The following is a 22,951-nucleotide window of genomic DNA, read 5'->3' as shown; positions in this document are numbered from 1 at the left end:
TGTAAAGCATTAGAAAATAAACGAACTATTTGTAAGCGGATACGGATGTGCCTTGATTGACATAGGTTGAAGGCTTACATATATTTACTGGCACGGTTTTTGACGTTAAAAAAAACATTAAAAAAACAATCAGCATTTTTTTAATAAAAAAGCAGATTTTTAGCAAACACTGTGCAAATAGATGAATTTTTTGCGAAAATAGCGTATAATATTCCTAATGTTGGAGTACTGCAGGAGTACTCCTGTTTTTATGGAAAGGAGCTTTCATGTTTTCAAAGTTTAAACCGACATGGATGTTGGAAGCAATTTATCAACTGACACCCGAACAATTAAGGGCTCACGGCATCGAAGCCGTGCTTGCCGATTTAGATAATACATTGACTGCCTGGAACAATCCCGACGGCACGGAAGAAATGCTGCACTGGATTGAAACGATGAAGCAGGCGGGGATTCCGGTCGTTGTTGTGTCAAACAACAAAGCTTCCCGGATAGACAGAGCGGTGAAGCATCTGGGCTTGGAGTACGTTTCGCGTGCGATGAAGCCGTTTGGCAGAGGATTTAGAAAAGCGGAAAAGCAATTGAATTTGCCGCCGGAAAAAATGGTGATGGTCGGCGACCAGTTGATGACGGATATCCGCGGGGCAAACGGCGCGGGAATCCGTTCGATTTTAGTCAAACCGCTTGTTGAGACAGATGGCTGGAACACCCGTATCAACCGGGCGATGGAGCGGGTCGTGATGTCTCATTTGCTGGCTAATCATGCAGATATGAAATGGAGAAGTGACATTCATGAGTGAAACATTACGGTGTATCGGCTGCGGCTCTGTCATCCAGACGGACGCACCAGGGGAGATTGGCTACACCCCGAAGTCTGCGCTTGAGAAAGGTTTAGCAGCCGGTGAAGTGTACTGTCAGCGGTGTTTCCGATTAAGACACTACAATGACATTCAAGATATTTCGTTGACAGATGATGATTTTTTGCGCTTGCTGAACAGCATTGGCGAAACAGAGGCGCTGATTGTCAACGTCGTGGATATTTTTGATTTCAACGGCAGTCTGATTCCGGGGCTGCACCGCTTTGTCGGCGCTAACCCGGTCTTGCTTGTAGGGAACAAGGTCGATATTTTGCCCAAGTCGCTGAAACGGTCTAAACTGATTCATTGGATGAAGGAACAGGCGCGCGAAGCCGGCTTGAAACCGGTCGATGTCTGTTTGACCAGTGCGAAAAGAAAGCACGAAATGGCGGAGCTGCTGGAAGTGATTGAGTCTCACCGCGATGGCCGGGACGTCATCGTCGTCGGCGTGACCAATGTGGGCAAGTCGACATTGATCAACAGCATCATTGATACGGTCAGCGGTGTGCGGGATGTTATCACGACGTCGCAATTTCCGGGCACGACATTAGACAAAATCGAAATTCCGCTGGAGGACGGTCACTATCTGATTGATACACCGGGGATTATCCACCGGCATCAGATGGCCCACTATCTCGGCAAAAAGGACATGCGCATCATTGCGCCGACGAAGGAAATCAAGCCGAAAGTTTACCAGCTTCATTCTGGTCAGACACTCTTTTTAGGCGGGTTGGCACGTTTTGATTATCTCCGCGGCGAAAAAAGCTCATTTGTTGCTTATGTGTCGAATGATGTATCCATCCACCGGACAAAACTTGCCAATGCCGACGCGTTTTATGATAAACATGTCGGCGGGCTGCTGCAGCCGCCCCGTGAGGCAGAACGGGAGTCGTTTCCTGAACTGGTGCGGTTCGAGTTTTCAATCAAGGAGAAAACGGATATCGTGTTCGCCGGGCTCGGCTGGATCACGGTAACAGAACCGGGGATTGTGGCAGGCTGGGCACCAAAAGGCGTGACCGTTGTCAGACGTCGCGCGCTAATATAGGAAGAAGGTGTCAATATGACATTACGAGGAAAGCAAAAGCGGTTTTTACGCAGTCAGGCCCACCATCTGCAGCCGGTCGTCCAGATAGGCAAAGGCGGAATCAGCGACAACCTGCTCGCTCAGATTGATGAGGTGCTTGAGAAGAGAGAATTAATCAAAATTTCCCTGCTGCAAAACACAGATGAAGTCATTGAAGAAGTTGCTGATGTATTGGCGGAAACACTTCACTGTGATGTTGTACAGATAATCGGACGGATACTGGTAGTGTATAAGCCGTCTTCGAAAGAAAAATATCAGACAATATCGCGTGAGGTCAAGCGTATTTGAGAGTGAGGTGAAGAGTATGAGTAGAAACAAGGTAAGTCCGCTGGTGACAACAGTCGTTGATGCTCAACCTTCTTTCATGACCAATGGCGAACGCAAAGCGGTCGGTATTTTAGGCGGGAATTTTAACCCGGTCCATTATGCCCATTTGATTATTGCAGATCAGGTCTACCATCAGCTGGGTTTGGATAAAATTTACCTGATGCCGAGTTTTGAGCCGCCGCATGTGGATCAGAAGACGACCATCAACGCTGAAGACCGCATCGAGATGCTGAAAAAATCAGTTGCCACCAATAATAATTTGGATTTGGAACTGACGGAAATCCGCCGGCAAGGCAAAAGTTATACGTACGATACGATGAAAGAGCTGATTGAACGCAACCCTGGCGTGGATTACTATTTCATTATCGGCGGAGATATGGTAGAATATCTGCCGAAATGGCACCGCATCGCCGAGCTGGTCGACATGGTCCAATTTGTCGGCATCAAGCGGCCGCAGTGTGCCAACACATCACCTTATCCGATTATTTGGGTGGATGTCCCCGCCATCGATATCAGCTCGTCGCTGATTCGTAAAAAAGTGGCAGCCGGCTGTTCCATCAAGTATTTTACACCGGATAGTGTGATAGACTATATTCAGGAAAAAGGATTGTATTTAGATGAGTAGTGGACTGGTTTACACGCAGCAGCTGATTCCTTACACGCGGGAACAATTGATTGAAAAAGTCCGCCGTCAAATGAAAGAAAAACGCTTCAAGCATGTGCTGAGAGTGGAAGCAACCGCTTTGGCACTGGCCGAACAGTACAACGGTGATTTGGAAAAAACCAGTATTGCGGCTTTAACCCATGATTACGCCAAAGAACGGCCGGATGACGAAATGGCGGCACTGGTCGCACAGGGCGTGTTTGAACCGGAACTGCTCGCCTATGGCAATCCAATCTGGCATGCGGAGCTGGGAGCGTATTTGGCGGAACAGGAGCTGGGACTGAAAGACGAGACGATTCTTCAGGCGATTCGTCTGCATACGATCGGCTCAGCGGAGATGACTTTGCTGGACAAGCTGATTTATGTGGCCGATTATATCGAGCCAGGAAGAAAATTTCCAGGTGTGGACAGAGCAAGACAGTTGGCAAGGGAAAATTTGGACGCAGCCGTAAGGTATGAATCGAAACACACGTTGCTGCATTTAGTGCAGACAAACGCAAAAATTTATCCGAAAGCAATCGAAACCTATAACCAATGGGTGGCAACATAAGAGGAGGAATTTGTCATAGAAAGCGAAAAGATTTTGGAAATAGCCGTCAAAGCAGCAGATGACAAGCGTGCAGAAGACATTGTCGGGCTGGATGTCCGGGGTATTTCTGTTTTGGCAGACTATTTTGTGATCTGTCACGGGAACAGTGACAAGCAAGTGTTGGCAATCGCCAATGAAGTGGTCGACAAGATGGCGGAACATCACGTTGAGATTAAGCGAGTGGAAGGCAAAGATTCAGCCCGCTGGATACTGGTGGATTTAGGCGACGTGATTGTCCATGTGTTTCATGCAGAGGAGCGGGAGTTTTATAATCTGGAAAAGCTTTGGTCGGACGCGCCGCTGGTCAATTTGACGGCACTGGTGGAGTAACATGTCATATGAGATGTTCGCCTCTGTTTATGATGAGGTCATGGACCTTGCGCTGTATGAAGACTGGCTGCGTTTTTCCCGCCGGCATTTGCCGCAGCAGCCCGGGCGTCTGTTGGAGCTGGCTTGCGGCACGGGGGCGCTCGCCGTGGCGTTTGCCAAAAGCGGCTATCAGGTTACAGCGCTCGATTTGTCGGCAGAAATGCTGGCAATAGCTGATCAGCGGGCGGCTGAAGCGCAAGTTGACATTCAATTTGTTGAAGGAAATATGCTGGATTTGTCGGAAATCGGCCAGTATGATGCCGTGACCTGCTTTTCTGATTCGTTGTGCTACATGCCCGACCAGCAAGCAGTCCGGCAGGTTTTTGATGAAGTGTTCAATGTGCTGGCAGATGACGGGACGTTTCTGTTTGATGTGCATTCATTGCATCAAGTGGACACAGTTTTTCCCGGGTACAGCTACCATTATCAGACAGATGACTTTGCCTTTTTGTGGGAAAGCTATCCGGGCGGGCAGCCGCACAGTGTGTCCCACCTGCTGACTTTTTTTGTACAGACAGCTGATGAGGCGCTGTTTCAACGCTATGATGAACTGCATGAAGAACGTACGTATACGCTGAAGGACTATCACGACATGCTCGGTGCCGCAGGGTTTGCGTCGGTGGCGGTTTATGGTGATTTTTCCGACAGCTCACCTGATGAAGAAACCAAACGCTGGTTCTTTGTTTGCCGAAAAGCATAAGGCTACCTGTTTTACATAGTGTAAAACAGGTTTTTTTAAATCAGATAATAACAGAAAGGAGCGTGAAAGCATGAAAAGCTGCGGCGTCATTGTCGAATATAATCCGCTGCATAACGGTCATCTTTACCATTTGCAGCAAGCGAAAGAACGCAGCCAAAGCGATGTCATCGTGGCGGTGATGAGCGGTAATTTTTTACAAAGAGGAGAGCCGGCCATTATAGATAAATGGTCGCGCACGGCACTGGCTTTGTCTTACGGTGCGGACGTGGTCATCGAATTGCCGCTGGCGTATGCGGTGCAGTCGGCCGACTACTTTGCCAAAGGCGGTGTCAAACTGCTGCAGGCGCTGGAAGTGGACGGACTGTGCTTCGGTACCGACAGTCCGACACCTGTCGATTATGATTATTTCGCCAGTTTTCATCAAGCGCACAAGCATGATATTGATGCCTTGTTCAACCAACTGAAAAACAACGGCCAAAGTTATCCGCAACAGATGACAGCGGTGTACCGCTCATTGATGCCGGACTGGCAGCTGGATTTCACGTCGCCTAACCACATACTCGGGATGGGCTATGCCAAAGAAAATATCACTTATCCGCGGCCGATGATGCTTTACCCGATTCAGCGCCAGCAGGCTGGTTATCATGATGACACGATTCATCCGCATTTTGCCAGTGCAACGGCCATCCGGCAAAAAGTGTTAGACGGAGAAATTGCACAGATTCAGACGGTGGTCCCGAAAGAAACTTTCCGGATGCTGCAGCAACAGCCGCTGATGTCATGGGACTTGTTATGGCCTTATGTCCGCTATGCGCTGACGGTAACCCCGGTGGAGCAGCTGCAAACGATATACCAGATGACAGAAGGGCTGGAGTACCGGCTCAAACGTGCTGTCCGGTCGGCCGCCTCATTTGAAGAACTGGTCAATTCCGTGCAGACGAAACGCTACACACGGACGCGGATACAGAGGCTATTGACGTATGTGCTGCTCTATGTGACGACTCAGGACATCAAGCACAGCTGGGCGCATCCCAGCGTCAGAGTGCTCGGCTTTACCGAGCAGGGCCGAGCATTTTTGAATCAACGGAAGCGGACCTGTCCTTATCCGGTCATCACCAATGTCAGAAAAACCGACCAGGCATCCCTGGCACTGGATATCCGGGCGGGTGAGGTGTACCGGCAGGCAGCCGAACTGGCAGAGCCGCAAGATTACTTCCGCCGTCCGCTGTACTCAAAAGAAACATGAGATTTTTGAAAAAAATCTTAACAAATGGCGTCAGCAGGCTTATAATAAAACGGTAAAAAAGTAATGAAAGCGAAGTGGAAAAATGGGTCGAAAATGGGAGAATATCAAAGAGAAAAAAGCAGCGAAGGAAGCGAACAACAGCCGCATCTATGCAAAATTCGGCATCGAAATTTATGTAGCGGCGAAACAAGGCGAACCCGACCCAGAGCTGAATCAGAAATTGAAATTTGTCATCGAGCGCGCTAAAACATACAATGTGCCTAAGCACGTGATTGACCGTGCGGTTGAAAAAGCCAAAGGAGCAAGCGACGACACGTATTCGGAGCTGCGCTACGAAGGGTTTGGTCCGAATGGTGCCATGGTTATCGTCGATGCCTTGACGAATAATGTAAACCGGACGGCTTCGGATGTACGTGCGGCTTTCGGTAAGAACGGCGGCAATATGGGCGTCAGCGGCTCGGTGGCTTACATGTTTACCAACACCGCTGTGTTTGCTTTCGAACATGCTGATGCCGACACTGTGTTTGAACAGCTGCTTGAGCAGGATATTGACGTTCGTGATGTGTTTGAAGAAGAAGGCCAGGTCATCGTCTACGCTGAACCGGAGAACTTCAACACCGTCCAGACAGCGTTAAAAGAGCTGGGAATCGAAACGTTCACCGTTGCCGAACTCGAAATGCTAGCACAAAATGATGTGACGCTTTCGGGAGATGATTTAACGCAATTTGACAAGCTGATTGATACGCTGGAGGAGCTGGATGACGTGCAGAAAGTTCACCATAACGTGTCGTTCGAGTGATGCATTAAAAAGCCAGAGGGAAATCACTCCCCTTTGGCTTTTTATCTGAACAGTTCTAAGCTAGTGCCCCCATCGGGTCCCAAGGTTTCAGCACAATCACATCATCTTCTTCTAAAACTTTCAACAAATCGTCAGCTAAGAATTTTTTATGGATGACGACTTGATAGGTGTACTCTGACATCCAGTCGTCGCTCATCACGAAGAAACCTTTGTTGCCGACTTTATCGCCCCAGCTGTTTTCGACTTGCCATTTGACGGGCGCATCGTGTACGAGGTCGACCCCTGTCAGCACCATGGCATGTGTCATCATGCTTTCCCCGTAATCCAGTCGTTCAGCTTTAGTCATTGCAAAGTCGGTGCCGAGTGTTTCGTCCGGACTGAAGGCATCGAGTGCCATGATGCCGGTGTCTCTTGTGGAAGACTGCCCGACATCACAGCCGAACCAGACAGACTCGCCTGATTGCAATTGTGAAACGGCCAGCTCTTTGAACGTCTCAATCGGCAAGTTCAAGTGCCGTACTTCTTTCCCGTCGACCACATTGCCCAGCATGTCCACGGTGTACACGTGATTGAACGGTTTGTCCTCAGTCGGTGCATTGATGATGCTGACGTAATCATCCAGTTTTTTGCCGACAAAAGTGTCATAAAAAGCTACAGGTGTCAACGCTTCTTCAAAATGATAAGTGCCGTCTGCATCACGCCATGAAAAATCGAATTGTGCCGGCGGCGTGCCTAGAGCGATGACCAGCAGGTGATAAACAGCTTCCAGCATCTGGTTCTTTTCTGTTTGTATCTGTTCGTCGTCCGCTCCTTCTGCGACCAGTTGCCGCAGTCTGATGGCATCTTTGCGCAGTTTTTTATTTAAATAATTGTTCAATTCCTGCGAGTTGGAACTGGCATGTGTTTCCGGCATGACCGATTTTGGTACCACACCGTATTTTTGAATGACGGACACAACCATGTCCCACTGGCCGCCGTCCTGCTGAGGTGTTTGAAGCAGGAAAGCCACTTTGCGGCAAGTCAGCGGTTTGTCAGCTGTCTTCAAAATATTTTCATAGAAGTAGTTTGCTTTCTCAAATTTATCCCAAAAGAATGTGTGGTTTTGGGAAAGCTCAAACTCTTTTAAATTCAAGCGTTCCTGCATGTCATGACGCAGTGTGTTGAGCGCTGCAAACATCCAGCAGCGGCCGCTTTTTTTCTGATTGGTCACCGCGCCGGTTTTCAGGTCGACGGAAAACACAGGGGTATTAGCGATCTTTGCCGACTGGTTTTCAGAAGAAGCTAAAATGCCGTTCTTCATTACTGCCCGCTGATTGACGCGGGTGTGCGCGTCTTCGTCAAAATGCTGCTGAAATGTGCTGATTTGGTCAAACTGAATTGCTTTACTCATCGAATCATCCTTTCAAGTATCTTTCTTCTCTATTCTACACCTCTCCAGAAAAAAAGAAAGCCAGCTGCATGACTTTCCAAACATCCAGGTGGCGAAAATATGTTCGCTATGATAGAATAGAGAAATGAAAAAGCAGTTTGTGCGAATTGCCCGGAAAAAGGAGGAATCCGCGTGATTGAAAGAGATGATTCTTACGCATTTGACTTGGTGTCTGATTACCAGCCCTCAGGCGACCAGCCTCAAGCAATTGAAAAACTGGTAGACGGCATCCGGACCGACAAGAAAGAACAAGTCTTGCTGGGAGTGACCGGCTCAGGCAAGACGTTCACTATTTCCAATGTCATTAAAGAAATCAATAAACCGACATTAGTGATTGCCCACAATAAAACATTGGCGGGACAATTGTACAGTGAATTCAAGGAATTTTTTCCAAATAATGCGGTGGAATATTTTGTCAGTTATTATGACTACTATCAGCCGGAAGCGTACGTCCCTTCCAGTGACACTTATATCGAAAAAGATGCCAGTATCAATGATGAAATAGACAAGCTCCGTCATTCCGCCACCAGTTCGCTGCTGGAACGCAATGATGTGATTGTTGTGTCCTCGGTTTCCTGTATTTACGGATTGGGCGACCCTTCCGAATACCGCAGTCAAGTCTTGTCGCTGAGGGAAGGCATGGAAATGGACCGGAATACATTGTTGCGGGATTTGGTCAACATCCAGTTTGACCGCAACGACATCGACTTTCAACGGGGACGCTTTCGGGTGAGAGGCGACGTTGTGGAGATTTTTCCGGCATCGCGTGAGGAGCGGGCACTGCGGGTCGAGTTTTTCGGGGATGAAATCGACCGCATCCGCGAAGTGGATGCGTTGACGGGGGAGATCGTTGCTGACCGGGAACACGTTGCCATTTTTCCGGCAACACACTTCGTGACCAATGAAGAACACATGGAGCATGCCATCGGCAAAATTCAGGAGGAGCTGAAAGAACGGCTGGCAGAATTGCGCAGTCAAGACAAGCTGCTGGAAGCCCAGCGGCTGGAACAGCGGACGAACTATGACATCGAAATGATGCGTGAAATGGGGTATACATCCGGGATAGAAAATTATTCCCGCCACATGGACGGACGGCAGGAAGGCGAACCGCCTTATACACTGCTGGATTTTTTCCCCGAGGATTTTCTGATCGTGGTGGATGAATCCCACGTGACGATGCCGCAAGTACGCGGAATGTATAACGGTGACCGCTCCAGAAAACAAATGCTGGTGGATTACGGCTTCCGCTTACCGAGTGCACTGGACAACCGGCCGCTGCGGCTGGAAGAATTTGAAACCCACGTGGACCGGATTATTTATGTGTCCGCCACACCGGGACCTTATGAACAAGAACGGTCTGATGCGACAGTAGAGCAGATTATCCGGCCGACCGGGCTGCTTGATCCGCCGGTGGAAGTCCGCCCGATTATGGGACAAATCGATGATTTGCTGGGTGAAATCAATGACCGGGTGGAAAGAAATGAGCGTGTGTTTGTCACGACACTGACGAAAAAAATGGCAGAAGACTTGACCGATTACTTTAAGGAAATGGGCATCAAAGTCAAGTATTTGCACAGTGATGTGAAAACACTGGAACGGACGGAGATTATCCGCGATTTGCGGTTGGGCGAGTTTGACGTTTTGGTGGGAATCAATCTTCTGCGGGAAGGGCTGGATGTACCTGAAGTGTCGCTGGTTGCGATCCTTGATGCGGACAAAGAAGGCTTCCTGCGGAGCGAACGGTCACTGGTCCAGACCATCGGCCGGGCTGCGAGAAATGCGGAAGGCAAAGTCATTATGTACGCAGACAAGATGACCGATTCAATGAAAAGTGCGATTGACGAAACCAACCGCCGCCGCAGTATTCAAGAAGCCTACAATCAGGAGCACGGTATCGTGCCGAAGACTATCATCAAGGAAATCCGCGATTTAATCAGTATTTCGAAAGTCGCTGAGGAAGATGATGGCTATGACGTTGCAGAGGAATACAGCCGGCTGTCACGACCGGAAAAAGAGGACTTGCTGGTCCGTCTGGAAAAAGAAATGAAAACAGCCGCCAAAGAGCTTGATTTTGAAAAGGCGGCCACTTTAAGAGATACAATTTTGGAATTAAAAGCTGAAGGCAAGTAGAGGAGAGATGGATATGGCCAATGACAAGATTGTCATTCACGGTGCCCGTGCCAATAACTTAAAAAATATTGACGTGACGATTCCCAGGGATAAGCTGGTAGTCGTCACCGGCTTGTCAGGGTCGGGAAAAAGTTCGCTGGCCTTTGATACACTATATGCTGAAGGACAGCGACGCTATGTGGAAAGTTTATCCGCATATGCCCGTCAATTTCTGGGTCAGATGGATAAACCGGATGTGGACAGCATCGACGGCTTGAGTCCCGCGATTTCCATCGACCAGAAAACGACCAGCAAAAACCCCCGTTCCACTGTGGGAACCGTGACGGAAATCAATGACTATCTCCGTCTGCTGTTTGCACGTGTCGGGCACCCGATTTGTCCGAATGACGGTACAGAAATTACCAGTCAGTCGATTGAACAGATGGTCAACCGCGTGCTGGAACTGCCGGAACGCACCCGCCTGCAGATTTTGTCGCCGCTGGTGACCGGCAAAAAAGGCCAGCACAAAAAGGTGTTCGATAAAATCAAAAAGGACGGCTTTGTCCGGGTCCGTGTGGATGGCGAGCTGTATGACATCAGCGAAGTGCCCGAGCTTGATAAAAACAAAAAACATTCGATTGATATTGTGGTGGACAGAATTGTCGTGAAGGAAGGTATCCGCTCCCGTTTGTTTGATTCATTTGAGGTGGCGTTGCGGTTGGCAGACGGCTATGCGCTGGTCAATGTCATTGACGGCGAAGACATTTTGTTCAGTGAGCACTATGCCTGTCCGTACTGCGGCTTCACAGTCGGAGAAGTCGAACCGCGCCTGTTTTCTTTCAACACGCCGTTCGGTGCTTGTCCGGATTGCGACGGACTGGGGATGAAACTGTCGGTGGACGCCGATTTAGTCATTCCTGACAAATCCAAAACGCTGCGAGAAGGCGCGATTGTGCCGTGGAACCCGATCAGTTCCAATTACTATCCGCAAATGCTGGAACAAGCGTGCAAACATTTCGGAATCGATATGGACCGCCCGTTTGACGAACTGCCGGCTGAACAGCAGGCCATATTGCTGAACGGCTCCGGGGAGGAAGAGTTTCATTTCCATTATGAAAATGAGTTCGGCGGGGTCAGGGATGTCGACATGGTGTTCGAAGGCATTTTAAAAAATATCAAACGCCGCTACCACGGGACCAACAGTGATTTCACACGCGAACAGATGCGTCTTTATATGACCGAACTCGTGTGCGAGACGTGTCACGGTTACCGGCTGAACGAACAGGCGCTTTCCGTTAAAGTCAACGACCAGAATATCGGCGATGTCAGCGAACTGTCGGTCATTAAAGCATTGGCTTATTTTGAACAGCTGACATTGAGCGAGCAGGAACAGGTCATTGCCAAACCAATCTTGAAAGAGCTGGAGGCGCGCCTGACTTTCCTGCGCAATGTAGGGCTTGACTATTTGACATTGAGCCGTGCTTCGGGGACGTTGTCGGGCGGGGAAGCCCAGCGCATCAGACTGGCTACTCAAATCGGGTCAAATTTGTCCGGCGTCTTGTACATCCTTGACGAGCCGTCCATCGGGCTGCATCAGCGGGACAACGACCGGCTGATTGATTCGCTGAAACAGATGCGCGATTTGGGTAATACGCTGATTGTCGTGGAACATGATGAAGACACGATGCGCGAGGCAGATTATTTGATTGACATCGGTCCCGGAGCGGGAGAAAACGGCGGGGAAGTCGTGGCAGCCGGCACGCCGGAGGAAGTCGCCCGCAACCCTAAATCGCTGACAGGGCAATACTTGTCAGGCAAGAAGGGCATTCCGGTACCCGCCACACGCCGTTCAGGCAGCGGCAAGGCGATTCGCGTGACCGGAGCCCGGCAAAATAATTTGAAGAATATTAACGTCGATTTTCCGCTGGGGCAGTTTGTTGTGGTGACGGGTGTGTCCGGTTCAGGCAAAAGTACACTGGTCAACGACATCTTAAAAAAAGCGTTGGCGCAACGGCTGAACCGCAATTCTAACAAACCGGGCAAATTCAAACAGATTTCCGGCTACGAAGAAATCGAAAAGATTATTGATATCGACCAGAGCCCGATCGGCAGGACACCGCGGAGCAACCCGGCGACTTATACTAGTGTCTTTGATGACATCCGTGATCTTTTTGCCAAAACAAACGAAGCGAAAATCAGAGGGTATAAAAAAGGCCGTTTCAGTTTCAATGTGAAAGGCGGCCGCTGTGAGGCCTGCAAAGGCGACGGGATTCTGAAGATAGAGATGCATTTTCTGCCGGATGTGTATGTGCCGTGTGAGGTTTGTCACGGCAAACGGTATAATTCGGAGACGCTGGAAGTGCACTATAAAGGGAAAAATATTGCAGATGTGCTTGATATGACAGTGGAAGAAGCTGTCGACTTTTTCAAAGCCATTCCTAAGATTCACCGCAAACTGCAGACGATTGTTGATGTCGGCTTGGGCTACGTGAAAATGGGGCAATCGGCCACCACGTTATCCGGCGGGGAGGCACAGCGCATGAAGCTGGCCAGCGAACTGCACAAACGGTCCTACGGGAAAAACTTCTACATTTTAGATGAACCGACGACCGGACTGCACGCCGATGACATCGGCAGACTGCTTGATGTATTGAATCGGCTGGTGGATGCAGGCAATACGGTTCTGGTCATTGAACATAATTTGGATGTCATAAAAGTGGCAGACCACATCATTGATTTAGGACCGGAAGGCGGTGACGGCGGCGGCACAGTCATTGCGACGGGGACGCCCGAGGAAATCGTGCAGGTGAAAGCAAGCTATACCGGCCGCTACTTAAAGACAGTGATGCCATAAAAAAGAAAGAACAGTCAAACCGGCTGTTCTTTCTTTTTTCGAAAAACTGTTTGTGACACGCCAGGTATGTTATAATGAGCTATGCAAACTGAAAAGAGGTGCGTATGAATGACAAAGAACGTAGACAGCTTGGAGCTGGTAATCATCACCGGTATGAGCGGTGCCGGGAAAACAGTGGCCATTCAAAGCTTTGAGGACATGGGCTTTTTCTGTATTGATAATCTGCCGCCGTCCCTGATTCCGAAGTTTTGGGAATTGATTAAAGAAAGCGGAAAAATTACTAAGATAGCACTTGTAATTGATATGCGTTCCAGAGCATTTTTTGAAGAAATTCAAAGTATGCTGGTAGAAATTGAGAATACGAAACTAGTAGACACGACCGTTTTGTTTTTGGAAGCATCCGACGAGGAGCTGGTTTCCAGATACAAAGAAACCCGCCGGACCCATCCGCTTGCGATGGACGGTCTGGTAACAGAGGGCATCCGCAAAGAGCGGGCGCTGCTGGCAGAGTTGAAAGCCGAGGCGCAAGTCGTGGTGGACACGACAGATTTATCGCCCCGTCAGCTGAGAGAAAAAATCATGAAATTGTTTAAATCGGAAGACACGCACACGTTCCGGGTGAACTGTGTGTCATTCGGCTTTAAGTACGGACTGCCGATTGATGCGGATATCGTGATGGATGTGCGTTTTCTGCCCAACCCGCATTATATTCCTGAATTACGGCCATTAACGGGGATGGATGCAGCGGTGTACGATTATGTGATGTCTTTCCCGGAAACCGAAGATTTTTATCAGCGGTTCTCGGAACTGCTGCTGTCGATTTTGCCCGGCTATCAAAAAGAAGGCAAGATGAATGTGACGATTGCGATCGGCTGTACAGGCGGCCAGCACCGGTCGGTAGCGTTAATTGAACGGCTGAGTCAGGCAATCGCCAAACAATATAAGGTCAACACCACCCATCGGGATGTTGGCAAGCGAAAAGAGACGGTGAACCGGTCGTGAAAACGTACCGTATCAGAAAACCAAAAATAGTCGTCATAGGGGGCGGCACTGGTCTGCCGGTCATTTTGAAAGGACTGCGGAACCAAAGCGCAGATATTACTGCGATTGTCACTGTTGCTGACGATGGGGGCAGCAGTGGTATTTTACGGCAAAGTGTCAACATCGCCCCGCCGGGAGATTTGCGCAATGTGCTGGTTGCCTTGTCGGACATGCCCAAATTGTATGAAGATTTGTTTCAGTACCGGTTTCATGAAAGTGATGATTTTCTCGCCAATCATACAATCGGTAATCTGATTATTGCGGCCTTGTCGGAAATGCGCGACAGCACTTACGAAGCCATCCAATTGTTGAGTCAGATTATGCACGTGGACGGCCATGTTTATCCTGCTTCCGAGTGTTCGCTGACCTTGCATGCGACGTATACGGACGGTACATCCGTATCCGGCGAATCGCATATTGCCAAAAACCGCAAAACGATCGACCGTGTCCATGTCACCAATACATGCGACAATCAAAAGCCTGTGCCGGCACGAAAAGTCATTACGGCCATTAAAAATGCCGACATGATTGTACTTGGCCCCGGCAGTTTGTTTACCAGCATTTTGCCGAATCTGATGATTCAGGAAATCGGCGAGGCGGTCTGCCAGTCGGAGGCGGAAGTGGTTTATATTTGCAACATCATGACTCAAAAAGGCGAAACGGAGCATTTTTCCGATGCCCAGCATGTCAAAGTACTCCATAAACATTTGGGCCAGCCGTTTGTCGATACGGTTCTGGTGAATACCGAACCTGTTCCGGACGGTTACATGGACCCGACTATCTATGATGAATACTTAGTTCAAGTCTGCCATGATTTTCAAGGCTTGCGAGATGAAGGCTGCCGCGTGATTTCTGCTGATTTTCTAAAATTAAGCAACGGCGGTGTTTTTCATGATGGCGAAAAAGTGGTGGATGAATTATTCCGGCTGGTTTTTGGTACTAAATATTAAGGAAAGAAAGGGTGTGACAGCGTTGTCTTTTGCATCTGATGTGAAAAAAGAACTGACAACATTGGAAGTCCACTTTGAACACGCAAAAGCGGAACTGGCAGCGTTGATTCGCATGAACGGTGCCGTCACCCTGGCTAACCGTCGGTTTGTCTTAAATGTTCAAACTGAAAATGCGGCCATTGCCCGCCGTATTTATACGTTGTTAAAAGACCATTACCAAGTCAACAGCGAGTTGCTTGTGCGGAAAAAGATGAAGTTGAAAAAAAATAATGTTTATATCGTCCGCCTGAAACAGGACACACAGCGTGTTCTGGAAGATTTGGAAATCATGGACGGCTACATGTTCAATACACGTGTGTCTTCAAGTATCATGGGCAATGAACAAAAGATGCGGTCATATTTGCGGGGGGCATTTTTGGCAGGGGGTTCGGTCAACAATCCGGAGACCAGCCGTTATCACCTCGAAATCTATGCCTTGTATGAAGAACAAGCCAATGATTTATGCGAGATGCTGCGTTTTTATCACTTGAACGGACGTGTATTGGAGCGGCGCAGCGGCTATATTGCCTATTTAAAAGGTGCGGAAGAGATTGCTGATTTTCTGATACTCATCGGTGCCACAAATGCCATGCTCAAGTTTGAAGATGTGCGGATTGTGCGGGACATGCGAAATTCTGTCAACCGGCTGGTGAACTGCGAAACAGCCAATATGAATAAAACGATTGATGCCGCTTCCCGCCAGATTCAAAACATCCAGCGAATCGAAGACACAGTCGGCTTGCAGGCTTTGCCGGAAAAATTGAGGGAAGTTGCAGAGCTGCGTCTGGAGCATCCTGAAATCAGTTTGAAGGAACTGGGCGAGATGTTGCCTTCAGGCCCTATCACAAAGTCCGGTATTAACCACCGCATCCGAAAAATCAATGAATTTGCAGAGAAATTGTGATGTACATCAGACATCTCTGCTGTCACCAAAAAACACTCTTGCCATATGCGGCAAGAGTGTTTTTCAAAAGGTTACGCCCATTCGCCGCCTCTGAAAATCGGGACGCGGCTGCCGTCTTGGCGGATTCCGTCGATATCCATCAGTTCTGAGCCGATCATGAAATCGACATGGGTCTGACTGCGGTTCAAGCCGGCGTCTGCCAACTCTTCTTCTGTCATTTCCGTTCCGCCTTCAATGCTGAAAGCATAGGCAGACCCGAGAGCTAAATGGTTTGAGGCATTTTCATCGAATAGTGTATTGTAAAAGGTGATGCCGGACTGGGAAATCGGGGAGCGGTGCGGCACCAGGGCCACTTCGCCGAGACTCTTTGCCCCGTCATCTATTGCCAGCAAGTGCTTGAGGACATCTTCCCCCTGTTCGGCTGAAGCGTCGACCACTTTTCCGTCTTTGAAAGTGAAGGACATGCCGGAGATGGTGCTGCCTGCATAGCTTAGGGGCTTTGTGCTGACAACGGTGCCGTCGATTCGGCGGGCATCCGGCGCGGTGAATACTTCCTCCGTCGGCATGTTTGCCATGAAACGTTCCCCCCGCGAATTAGTGCTGCCGCCGCCTTCCCAGCGATGGTTTTTCGGCAAGCCGACGATTAAATCGGTACCGGGTGCTCGGTAGTGCAGCGCATCGAACTGTTCGTGATTCAACAATTCGGCTTTTGCAGTCAGGGTGTGGTCGTGTGCCTGCCAGGCAGCAATCGGGTCATCCGTATCCACGCGAGCAGCATTGAAAATCGCTTCCCACAACGCGGCGACTTGCGCGTCACTGTCACTCAATTCCGGGAAAACTTTTGCCGCCCATTCCGGTCCCGCGGCAGCAACTACAGTCCAGCTGTTTTTATTGGACTGAGTCGTCTGACGGAGAGCAACCAGTGCTTTTCCCGCCGCAGCCTGATAGGCAGCGACTCGCTGCGTGTCGACACCGGCCAGTGCATCAGGATTTTGCGACACAACACTGATCCGACTGGCATCATTTTCAATCCAATAAAGCGTTTCATCAATGCGGTACTGGGGAATCGTGGTTAAAATGTCGTCGTCCGCGTGAAGATAAAATTCACGGCTGATAATATCGTCGTTCCACTGCACAAGAACTTGTTTGGCGCCGGCCTGATAGGCTTCTTTTACGATCAGACGGGCCAGCTGCCGCTGGTCGACAGAAACTTGTACAACAACCGTATGGGATTTTTGAACATTTACTCCAGTTTTTACAATTAGTTCCGCATATTTTTGCAATAATGTACTAAAGTTTGCTAAAGTCATCTAAAAACCTCCTAGTCTTAAATGGATTATACATATAATAACATAGGATTTTTTTCGAAACAATTGACAGAATTTGATAAAATATTACAAGAAACTTTTTTTTACAAATTATTCATGATACAATGAACGTAATACAGTTATTTATTAATAAGACTATCACGAGTCGTTAATAATTATTTCGAATTTCTAAAACAACATATTAAAATGGAAGGTGAGGTGGATCTCATGGCAAGAAAAAAAACAATTACCAGAGATCACATTTTGAACGCAGCGTACGAGGTGGTTGCCACAGAAGGTTTTTCACGTTTCACAGCAAGAAATATTGCCAGTAAGATGAAAAGTTCGACTCAGCCCATTTATCTGGAATTCAAGAATATGGAAGAATTAAAAAAGGCGTTATTTGATAAAGTAGAAAGGTATTTAACTGACGATGTATTTTCAAAAGTCGTGACAGGCGATGCGGTGCTTGATTTGGTGCTGAATTATATCAACTTCGCCGTCGAGGAAAAAATCTTATACCGTTCTTTATATGTCGAAGACTATGCCGGCGGTCAGGAAATCAACCGCTTCAGCCGTGAGTATTTTATGACACTCGTGAATGCACAAGATAACTTGAAGGATTTGCCGGATGAAACGAAAGACGCCTTGTTCTCAGGGACATGGATTGTCGCCACAGGCTTGGCTTCCCTGTCGTCGGCTGAATTGATTCACCCGACAAAAGACGAAATTGTGGCAATCATGCAAGGTGTCATTGATAATTTAAAACAAGCCAAGGAATTTAAACTGACCTTTTAAAAAAACGTCTGGGTCACGGAGTTTGCCGTGCCAGACGTTTTTTTATTGTGCTTGGAAGGTCCGCAGCATGTCGCTGGCGAATGTTTCAAGCTGCACGATGTCTTCTTCTTCCGCGGCCAGTTCCACTTTGACTGAGGCCGCACCTTTGCGTGCCCCGGCAGCGGCAAAAGCCTGTTCGAAATCATCAACGGATTTACAGAAGTAGTCGTAAAAAGAGTCGCCTGAGCCGACGACACCGGCTATTTTCCCGGACAAATCCAATTCCTGCAATTCTTCATAGAAATCCACGATTTCGTCAGGCAAGTGGCCGTCATCGTATGTATAGGCGGCAACGACACACAAGTCTGCTTCCAGAAAATCAGCCGCATCCACTTGCGTGCATTCATCGATGGTTACCTCACAGCCGTTGTCTTCAAAAGCTTCAGCAACAATATCAGCTATTTCTTCCGTATTACCGGTTAAACTGGCGTACACAATTTTTACAAGAGGCATGTTATCATCCTTCCCTTTTTTACATGAAAATTATATCAGAAGATGAAATAATAGCAATCTTTCTGACTGAATCACAAGTATTGGACTATCACTGATGTTATGCTAAAATAGACATGCTGAGAAGGGAGTCTTGTAGTAATTATGATTACGTTAAAGTCAGAAAGAGAAATAGAAATGATGGCGGAGTCCGGCGCGCTGCTGGCGAATGTGCATAAAGCGCTGAGGGAGTTTATCAAGCCGGGTATCACCAGCTGGGATATTGAATTATTTGTGCATGACATGATTCAAAAAAATGGCGGGATTGCAGCCCAAATTGGTTATGAAGGGTATAAGTATGCGACCTGCTGCAGCATCAATGATGAAATCTGCCATGGCTTTCCGCGAAAGAAAAAATTGAAGTCCGGTGATTTGATAAAAGTAGACATGTGTATTGATTTGAAGGGTGCGATGTCTGATTCTTGTTGGGCTTATATTGTCGGCCAGTCGACACCGGAAATCGACCACTTGATGGAAGTGACTGAAAAATCACTGTATTTGGGAATTGAACAGGCACAGCCCGGCAATCGTATCGGCGACATCGGTCATGCAATTCAGACTTATGTGGAGGGCGAAGGTCTGTCTGTTGTCCGCGATTTTGTCGGTCACGGCATTGGCCCGACCATCCATGAAAGTCCGGCTGTTCCCCACTATGGCGAAAAGGGGAAAGGCTTGCGTCTGAAAGAAGGCATGGTGATTACGATTGAGCCGATGGTCAATACAGGAACTTGGCAGATGAAGATGGACAATAACAATTGGACGGCGCGTACGCGTGACGGCGGTTTAAGCTGCCAGTTTGAACACACTGTTGCAATTACGGCTGATGGTCCAAGAATTTTAACTGATCAAGAGGCTTAAAAGGAGCTGGTGCCCGTGAACAGCACATCACCAAATCCAAAGCTGTCATGGAAAGAGAAGCTCAAGTTATTTGTACACACGATTAACAAAGCAGAGGTGCGCTCGTCGTCGGTTATCGTGACGTATTACTTGCTGTTTGCTTTCTTTCCGATGCTGATTATGGTAGGGAACGTCCTTCCCTACTTGCAAATCAGCGAGCAGACAGTTCTGATTTATATTAAGGAGATGCTGCCGCTAGATATTTATGACAAGATGCAGGGGACGATTGTCAGTCTGCTGACCCAGAGCAACAGCGGCTTGCTGTCGGTCTCGGCCATCGGTACTTTCTGGGCGGTCAGCCGGAGTATCAGCGCCATTCAGATGACATTGGACAAAATATACGGCGTGGCGAGGCAAAAAAATTTTTTGATTACGCGGCTGCTGTCAGTAATCTGGGTCATTCTCTTTCTTTTAATTGTTGTCCTGTTAGTCGTGATTATCGGTTTCGGGCAAACGGTCGTGGATTACCTGCTGCCGATTTTACAGTTGCCGATGGAAATATCGGACACGTTCAGCACGTTGAAATGGCCGGTCACGGCGATTGTCCTGTTTGTGATTTTACTGCTGATATACTACTTTGTACCGAATACGCTTGTCCCTTTCCGGACAGTTGTCCCGGGTGCAGTGTTCACAACAATCAGCTGGATGGTGGTCACGCAATTTTTCGGACTGTACATTCATTATTTTTCCCAAAGTATTACCAGTTACGGCATCATCGGGTCAGTGATTGTGTTTATCATCTGGCTGAACATCGCTTCAACGTTGATTATTGTCGGCGGCGTGATTAATGTGGTGACCGCGCAATTGCTGTACGTGCGCATCCGTCCGCGGGATTTGGGTGTCAGCAAATATGTCAGAAGTAAGTTGGAAGATAGAAAAGAAAAAAACACCGACCGTTAGCAGGAACTTTCGTCTTGCATAACTACAATCAGTCGGTGTTTTTTTTCTTGTTCATTTTTTTGTTGCGGTAAGCACGGTTGCCGATAAACTTGAACATATCCAGCAGCGGCTGCTTGCCGTTTCCTGCCAGCCCGATGGTTTCTATCAGTAATTCCACACCGAAGAGACAGGCAATCGTCAACAGGATGGTTGCCCATGTGCCAGTGACGATGTAGAGCAGTGAAATTATTGAAAAAATAATTGCCAGCGCATAAATCATCAATACGGCTCCGCGGTGGGTGAACCCTAACGACAGCAGCCGGTGGTGCAGGTGCATTTTGTCTGCAGAGGAAATCGGCCGCTTGTTGAGAAGACGGCGGATAATCGCAAACACGGTATCTGTGATGGGTACCCCTAAAATAATCAGCGGTGTAATCAACGAGATGAATGTGGCATTTTTCAATCCTTGCAGTGAAAAAATGGCAATCATAAAGCCCAGCATCAATGCCCCGGTATCGCCGAGAAATTGTTTTGCCGGATAAAAATTAAACGGGAAAAAGCCGACCGTGCTGGCAAGCAGCACAAAAATTTCCAGCGGGACCTGAATGTTCACTCTGCCGGCAGTGGCTGCCACATAACCGACAATCCCGATAGTTGCAAGGGCGATGATGGACACGCCTGATGCCAGACCGTCGAGTCCGTCAATCAAGTTGATGGCATTTGTTAGTGCGGCAATCCATAACAATGTGACTGGAAAACTTAACCAGCCCAACGGAACCAGCCCGAAATAAGGCAAGGTGATGGAGGTCATGGAAATGTCTGCAATGAAGTAAACATAAAGGGACGCAAGTATTATACCGAACAGCTTGCCTTTAGGAGACAGCTCGCTGATATCATCAATCAGTCCGGTTACGACGATAATCGCTGTCGGGACAATGATTTTCATTGCATAACTGAAAGGAATGATATCTTTAAAAATAATCAGCGAGGAAAAACAAAACGTCACAAAAATGACCAAGCCGCCAGCTGTCGGCATGGGCTCAGTGTTGATTCGTCTGTTATTAGGGTAGTCTACCGCATTGATGGCAAACGCCAGTTTTCTTATCAGCGGTGTGAGAAAAAACGCCATGATCACTGTCAGTATCAAGCGGATGGCAACTTGTGTTATAAAGCTCATAGTTAAAACCCTACTTTCATATATCAGAATCCATTATACATGACATTTACAGTGATTCCAATCAAGACATTGAATAATTTAACTCATAAATCTTTAGTTTTTTTGAAAATTTCCGATTTCATAACTTTTAAAGTGGCGCCTATGCTATAATATTGAGGTATAACGTTGGATAGGAGTAAAGAGAGTGAATGATACTAATCCGCAAGAGTTTATCACAAGAGCGCAGCTGAGAGCCAATAAAAAGAAAAAACCGAAAGGCATTCTGCTGACGCTGGGGAAGATTATGCTGAGCTTGGTCCTGGTTGTTCTGCTTGGCGGGGTATTTTACGGGGCCAAGATGCTGATTGACACGAATAATTTGTTGAATGCGTCGTACAAACCGCGAGCCAACAGTTATGAAAATGAACAAATCGATGTCATGAAAGAACCGATTTCCGTTCTGGTTCTTGGTGTGGATAATAATGAAGAACGCGGGCTGGAGACGACCCGGACGGATTCGATGCTGCTTCTGAGTGTCAACCCGGATGATGCGGTCATCAGCATGACGAGTATTCCGCGAGATACGTACACGTATATTGAAACCGAAGCATTTATGGGTTACGACAAAATCAATGCGGCCTATGCCTATGGCGGGGTGGATGCGTCGATCCAAGCGGTAGAGGAGCTGCTGGCTGTTCCGATTAATTATTACCTCACACTGGATTTTCAGGCGTTTGAAAATATAGTCGATGCACTGGACGGCATTGAAATCGATGTGCCGTTTGACTTAAAAGAGATGAATGCCCAAGACAAAGTGACGGTTAATTTGAAAAAGGGCAAACAGACGCTTGACGGCGAAGAAGCACTGGCTTTCGCCAGAACACGAAAAATAGACAATGACATCGAACGCGGCGGCAGACAGCAGCAGGTCGTTCAGGCAGTGGCCAAAAAAGCGATGCAGATAGGGACGATTTCGAAATACAAAAGTATCCTGCAGGCGCTGGACGGCCATATCGAAACAGATATGCCGATGGGCGACATTCTGAGTTTAGCCTCCTCTGCCTTGACTAAAAGCTACACGTTTGATTCTTACATGTTTTCTTGGATGAGTTTTGACTACTACGGTTACGGCGAAACAGTCAGTATGGTCGGCCTCCACGAAGACAGCTTAGCGTATATTTCCCATAAATTCCGGGTGTCTTTGGGACTGGACGAAAAAGACGAACGGGATGAACCGGGCTATGAATTTGTTTCAAACGGGTTAGTGTCGCCGAAAACTTACCCTCAAGACGGCATGGTAATTGAAAATTATTGAAGAGACCAAGAAGCAATTTTTGGTCTCTTCATTTCATAAAAAACCTTAAACAATAATAAGAAATTTTGATAAATTGTTGCTGATAGTGTAAAATCTCTATGAGGTTTCTATTA

22 protein-coding genes are annotated in these 22,951 nt (G+C 47.9%); 18 read left to right on the top strand and 4 right to left on the bottom strand.

Features of this window, described 5'->3' with window-relative positions:
- The first annotated feature begins 266 nt into the window (after nt 1-266).
- From CBF27_RS11295 to CBF27_RS11255, 9 genes are all read left to right on the top strand, one after another.
- Nucleotides 267-797, top strand: coding sequence for a YqeG family HAD IIIA-type phosphatase (locus CBF27_RS11295; protein WP_126814413.1), 531 nt, complete (start codon nt 267-269; stop codon nt 795-797).
- The gene (gene yqeH / locus CBF27_RS11290) at nt 790-1,899 is read left to right on the top strand and encodes a ribosome biogenesis GTPase YqeH (RefSeq protein WP_126814412.1); all 1,110 of its coding nucleotides are present in this window, start codon (nt 790-792) and stop codon (nt 1,897-1,899) included. The genes CBF27_RS11295 and yqeH overlap by 8 nt, the downstream gene beginning before the upstream one ends.
- Nucleotides 1,900-1,914: 15 nt before the next feature.
- Nucleotides 1,915-2,226, top strand: a complete 312-nt coding sequence (gene yhbY / locus CBF27_RS11285; RefSeq protein ID WP_126814411.1) for a ribosome assembly RNA-binding protein YhbY — start codon at nt 1,915-1,917, stop codon at nt 2,224-2,226.
- Nucleotides 2,227-2,302: 76 nt separating this feature from the next.
- Entirely contained in the window at nt 2,303-2,890 is a 588-nt protein-coding gene (locus CBF27_RS11280) for a nicotinate-nucleotide adenylyltransferase (RefSeq protein ID WP_170175100.1), read from the top strand.
- Nucleotides 2,883-3,479, top strand: coding sequence for a bis(5'-nucleosyl)-tetraphosphatase (symmetrical) YqeK (gene yqeK, locus CBF27_RS11275; protein ID WP_126814409.1), 597 nt, complete (start codon nt 2,883-2,885; stop codon nt 3,477-3,479). Before CBF27_RS11280 ends, yqeK begins: the two co-directional genes overlap by 8 nt.
- A gap of 30 nt (nt 3,480-3,509) precedes the next feature.
- Nucleotides 3,510-3,848, top strand: a complete 339-nt coding sequence (gene rsfS, locus CBF27_RS11270) for a ribosome silencing factor (protein WP_211334654.1) — start codon at nt 3,510-3,512, stop codon at nt 3,846-3,848.
- A gap of 1 nt (nt 3,849) precedes the next feature.
- Entirely contained in the window at nt 3,850-4,587 is a 738-nt protein-coding gene (locus tag CBF27_RS11265; RefSeq protein WP_126814407.1) for a class I SAM-dependent DNA methyltransferase, read from the top strand.
- A 70-nt stretch (nt 4,588-4,657) separates the two neighbouring features.
- A complete protein-coding gene (locus tag CBF27_RS11260; RefSeq protein ID WP_126814406.1) occupies nt 4,658-5,833 on the top strand; it encodes a nucleotidyltransferase in 1,176 nt (391 codons plus the stop codon).
- An 82-nt stretch (nt 5,834-5,915) separates the two neighbouring features.
- The gene (locus CBF27_RS11255; RefSeq protein WP_126814405.1) at nt 5,916-6,632 is read left to right on the top strand and encodes a YebC/PmpR family DNA-binding transcriptional regulator; all 717 of its coding nucleotides are present in this window, start codon (nt 5,916-5,918) and stop codon (nt 6,630-6,632) included.
- Nucleotides 6,633-6,687: 55 nt separating this feature from the next.
- Here CBF27_RS11255 and CBF27_RS11250 read toward each other — a convergent pair whose 3' ends face one another.
- Nucleotides 6,688-8,022 carry a C1 family peptidase gene (locus tag CBF27_RS11250; protein ID WP_126814404.1) on the bottom strand — a complete coding sequence of 445 codons (1,335 nt, stop codon included), beginning with the start codon at nt 8,020-8,022 and terminating at the stop codon, nt 6,688-6,690.
- A 171-nt stretch (nt 8,023-8,193) separates the two neighbouring features.
- Here CBF27_RS11250 and uvrB point away from each other — a divergent pair, with 171 nt between their 5' ends.
- From uvrB to whiA, 5 genes are all read left to right on the top strand, one after another.
- Nucleotides 8,194-10,191, top strand: a complete 1,998-nt coding sequence (uvrB, locus tag CBF27_RS11245) for an excinuclease ABC subunit UvrB (protein WP_126814403.1) — start codon at nt 8,194-8,196, stop codon at nt 10,189-10,191.
- 13 nt (nt 10,192-10,204) lie between these two features.
- On the top strand, nt 10,205-13,024 hold the full coding sequence (uvrA, locus tag CBF27_RS11240; protein WP_126814402.1) for an excinuclease ABC subunit UvrA: 2,820 nt from the start codon (nt 10,205-10,207) through the stop codon (nt 13,022-13,024).
- Between the two features lie 108 nt (nt 13,025-13,132).
- Nucleotides 13,133-14,026, top strand: a complete 894-nt coding sequence (gene rapZ / locus CBF27_RS11235; RefSeq protein WP_126814401.1) for an RNase adapter RapZ — start codon at nt 13,133-13,135, stop codon at nt 14,024-14,026.
- Nucleotides 14,023-15,015: a gluconeogenesis factor YvcK family protein gene (locus tag CBF27_RS11230; protein WP_126814400.1), complete on the top strand. Its 993-nt coding sequence runs from the start codon at nt 14,023-14,025 to the stop codon at nt 15,013-15,015. The genes rapZ and CBF27_RS11230 overlap by 4 nt, the downstream gene beginning before the upstream one ends.
- A 22-nt stretch (nt 15,016-15,037) precedes the next feature.
- Nucleotides 15,038-15,958, top strand: coding sequence for a DNA-binding protein WhiA (whiA, locus tag CBF27_RS11225; protein ID WP_126814441.1), 921 nt, complete (start codon nt 15,038-15,040; stop codon nt 15,956-15,958).
- A 71-nt stretch (nt 15,959-16,029) separates the two neighbouring features.
- Here whiA and CBF27_RS11220 read toward each other — a convergent pair whose 3' ends face one another.
- Complete coding sequence (locus CBF27_RS11220) at nt 16,030-17,268, bottom strand: aminopeptidase (RefSeq protein WP_126814399.1); 1,239 nt, start codon at nt 17,266-17,268, stop codon at nt 16,030-16,032.
- Between the two features lie 225 nt (nt 17,269-17,493).
- On the opposite strand from CBF27_RS11220, the gene CBF27_RS11215 reads away from it, so the two are divergent.
- Nucleotides 17,494-18,063, top strand: coding sequence for a TetR/AcrR family transcriptional regulator (locus tag CBF27_RS11215; RefSeq protein WP_126814398.1), 570 nt, complete (start codon nt 17,494-17,496; stop codon nt 18,061-18,063).
- Between the two features lie 42 nt (nt 18,064-18,105).
- On the opposite strand, the gene CBF27_RS11210 is transcribed toward CBF27_RS11215, so the two are convergent.
- Entirely contained in the window at nt 18,106-18,555 is a 450-nt protein-coding gene (locus CBF27_RS11210) for a flavodoxin (protein WP_126814397.1), read from the bottom strand.
- A 141-nt stretch (nt 18,556-18,696) separates the two neighbouring features.
- Between CBF27_RS11210 and map the strand changes: the two genes are divergently transcribed.
- A complete protein-coding gene (map, locus tag CBF27_RS11205) occupies nt 18,697-19,449 on the top strand; it encodes a type I methionyl aminopeptidase (protein WP_126814396.1) in 753 nt (250 codons plus the stop codon).
- Nucleotides 19,450-19,464: 15 nt separating this feature from the next.
- The gene (locus CBF27_RS11200; protein ID WP_170175099.1) at nt 19,465-20,388 is read left to right on the top strand and encodes a YihY/virulence factor BrkB family protein; all 924 of its coding nucleotides are present in this window, start codon (nt 19,465-19,467) and stop codon (nt 20,386-20,388) included.
- A 28-nt stretch (nt 20,389-20,416) separates the two neighbouring features.
- On the opposite strand, the gene CBF27_RS11195 is transcribed toward CBF27_RS11200, so the two are convergent.
- A complete protein-coding gene (locus tag CBF27_RS11195) occupies nt 20,417-21,544 on the bottom strand; it encodes a glycosyltransferase family 4 protein (protein ID WP_126814394.1) in 1,128 nt (375 codons plus the stop codon).
- A 184-nt stretch (nt 21,545-21,728) separates the two neighbouring features.
- On the opposite strand from CBF27_RS11195, the gene CBF27_RS11190 reads away from it, so the two are divergent.
- A complete protein-coding gene (locus CBF27_RS11190) occupies nt 21,729-22,838 on the top strand; it encodes an LCP family protein (protein WP_126814393.1) in 1,110 nt (369 codons plus the stop codon).
- Nucleotides 22,839-22,951: the final 113 nt, after the last annotated feature.

It is taken from the genome of Vagococcus acidifermentans (assembly GCF_003987655.1).
GTDB lineage: Bacteria > Bacillota > Bacilli > Lactobacillales > Vagococcaceae > Vagococcus_B > Vagococcus_B acidifermentans.
This window is presented reverse-complemented; position numbering and strand designations above follow the sequence as displayed.

Excerpts from the sequence above, each read along its gene's own strand:
- CBF27_RS11295 (WP_126814413.1), top strand. The coding sequence starts at position 267 with ATGTTTTCAAAGTTTAAACCGACATGGATGTTGGAAGCAATTTATCAA.
- yqeH (WP_126814412.1), top strand. The coding sequence starts at position 790 with ATGAGTGAAACATTACGGTGTATCGGCTGCGGCTCTGTCATCCAGACG.
- yhbY (WP_126814411.1), top strand. The coding sequence starts at position 1,915 with ATGACATTACGAGGAAAGCAAAAGCGGTTTTTACGCAGTCAGGCCCAC.
- CBF27_RS11280 (WP_170175100.1), top strand. The coding sequence starts at position 2,303 with ATGACCAATGGCGAACGCAAAGCGGTCGGTATTTTAGGCGGGAATTTT.
- yqeK (WP_126814409.1), top strand. The coding sequence starts at position 2,883 with ATGAGTAGTGGACTGGTTTACACGCAGCAGCTGATTCCTTACACGCGG.
- CBF27_RS11265 (WP_126814407.1), top strand. The coding sequence starts at position 3,850 with ATGTCATATGAGATGTTCGCCTCTGTTTATGATGAGGTCATGGACCTT.
- CBF27_RS11260 (WP_126814406.1), top strand. The coding sequence starts at position 4,658 with ATGAAAAGCTGCGGCGTCATTGTCGAATATAATCCGCTGCATAACGGT.
- CBF27_RS11255 (WP_126814405.1), top strand. The coding sequence starts at position 5,916 with ATGGGTCGAAAATGGGAGAATATCAAAGAGAAAAAAGCAGCGAAGGAA.
- CBF27_RS11250 (WP_126814404.1), bottom strand. The coding sequence starts at position 8,022 with ATGAGTAAAGCAATTCAGTTTGACCAAATCAGCACATTTCAGCAGCAT.
- uvrA (WP_126814402.1), top strand. The coding sequence starts at position 10,205 with ATGGCCAATGACAAGATTGTCATTCACGGTGCCCGTGCCAATAACTTA.
- rapZ (WP_126814401.1), top strand. The coding sequence starts at position 13,133 with ATGACAAAGAACGTAGACAGCTTGGAGCTGGTAATCATCACCGGTATG.
- CBF27_RS11220 (WP_126814399.1), bottom strand. The coding sequence starts at position 17,268 with ATGACTTTAGCAAACTTTAGTACATTATTGCAAAAATATGCGGAACTA.
- CBF27_RS11215 (WP_126814398.1), top strand. The coding sequence starts at position 17,494 with ATGGCAAGAAAAAAAACAATTACCAGAGATCACATTTTGAACGCAGCG.
- CBF27_RS11210 (WP_126814397.1), bottom strand. The coding sequence starts at position 18,555 with ATGCCTCTTGTAAAAATTGTGTACGCCAGTTTAACCGGTAATACGGAA.
- map (WP_126814396.1), top strand. The coding sequence starts at position 18,697 with ATGATTACGTTAAAGTCAGAAAGAGAAATAGAAATGATGGCGGAGTCC.
- CBF27_RS11195 (WP_126814394.1), bottom strand. The coding sequence starts at position 21,544 with ATGAGCTTTATAACACAAGTTGCCATCCGCTTGATACTGACAGTGATC.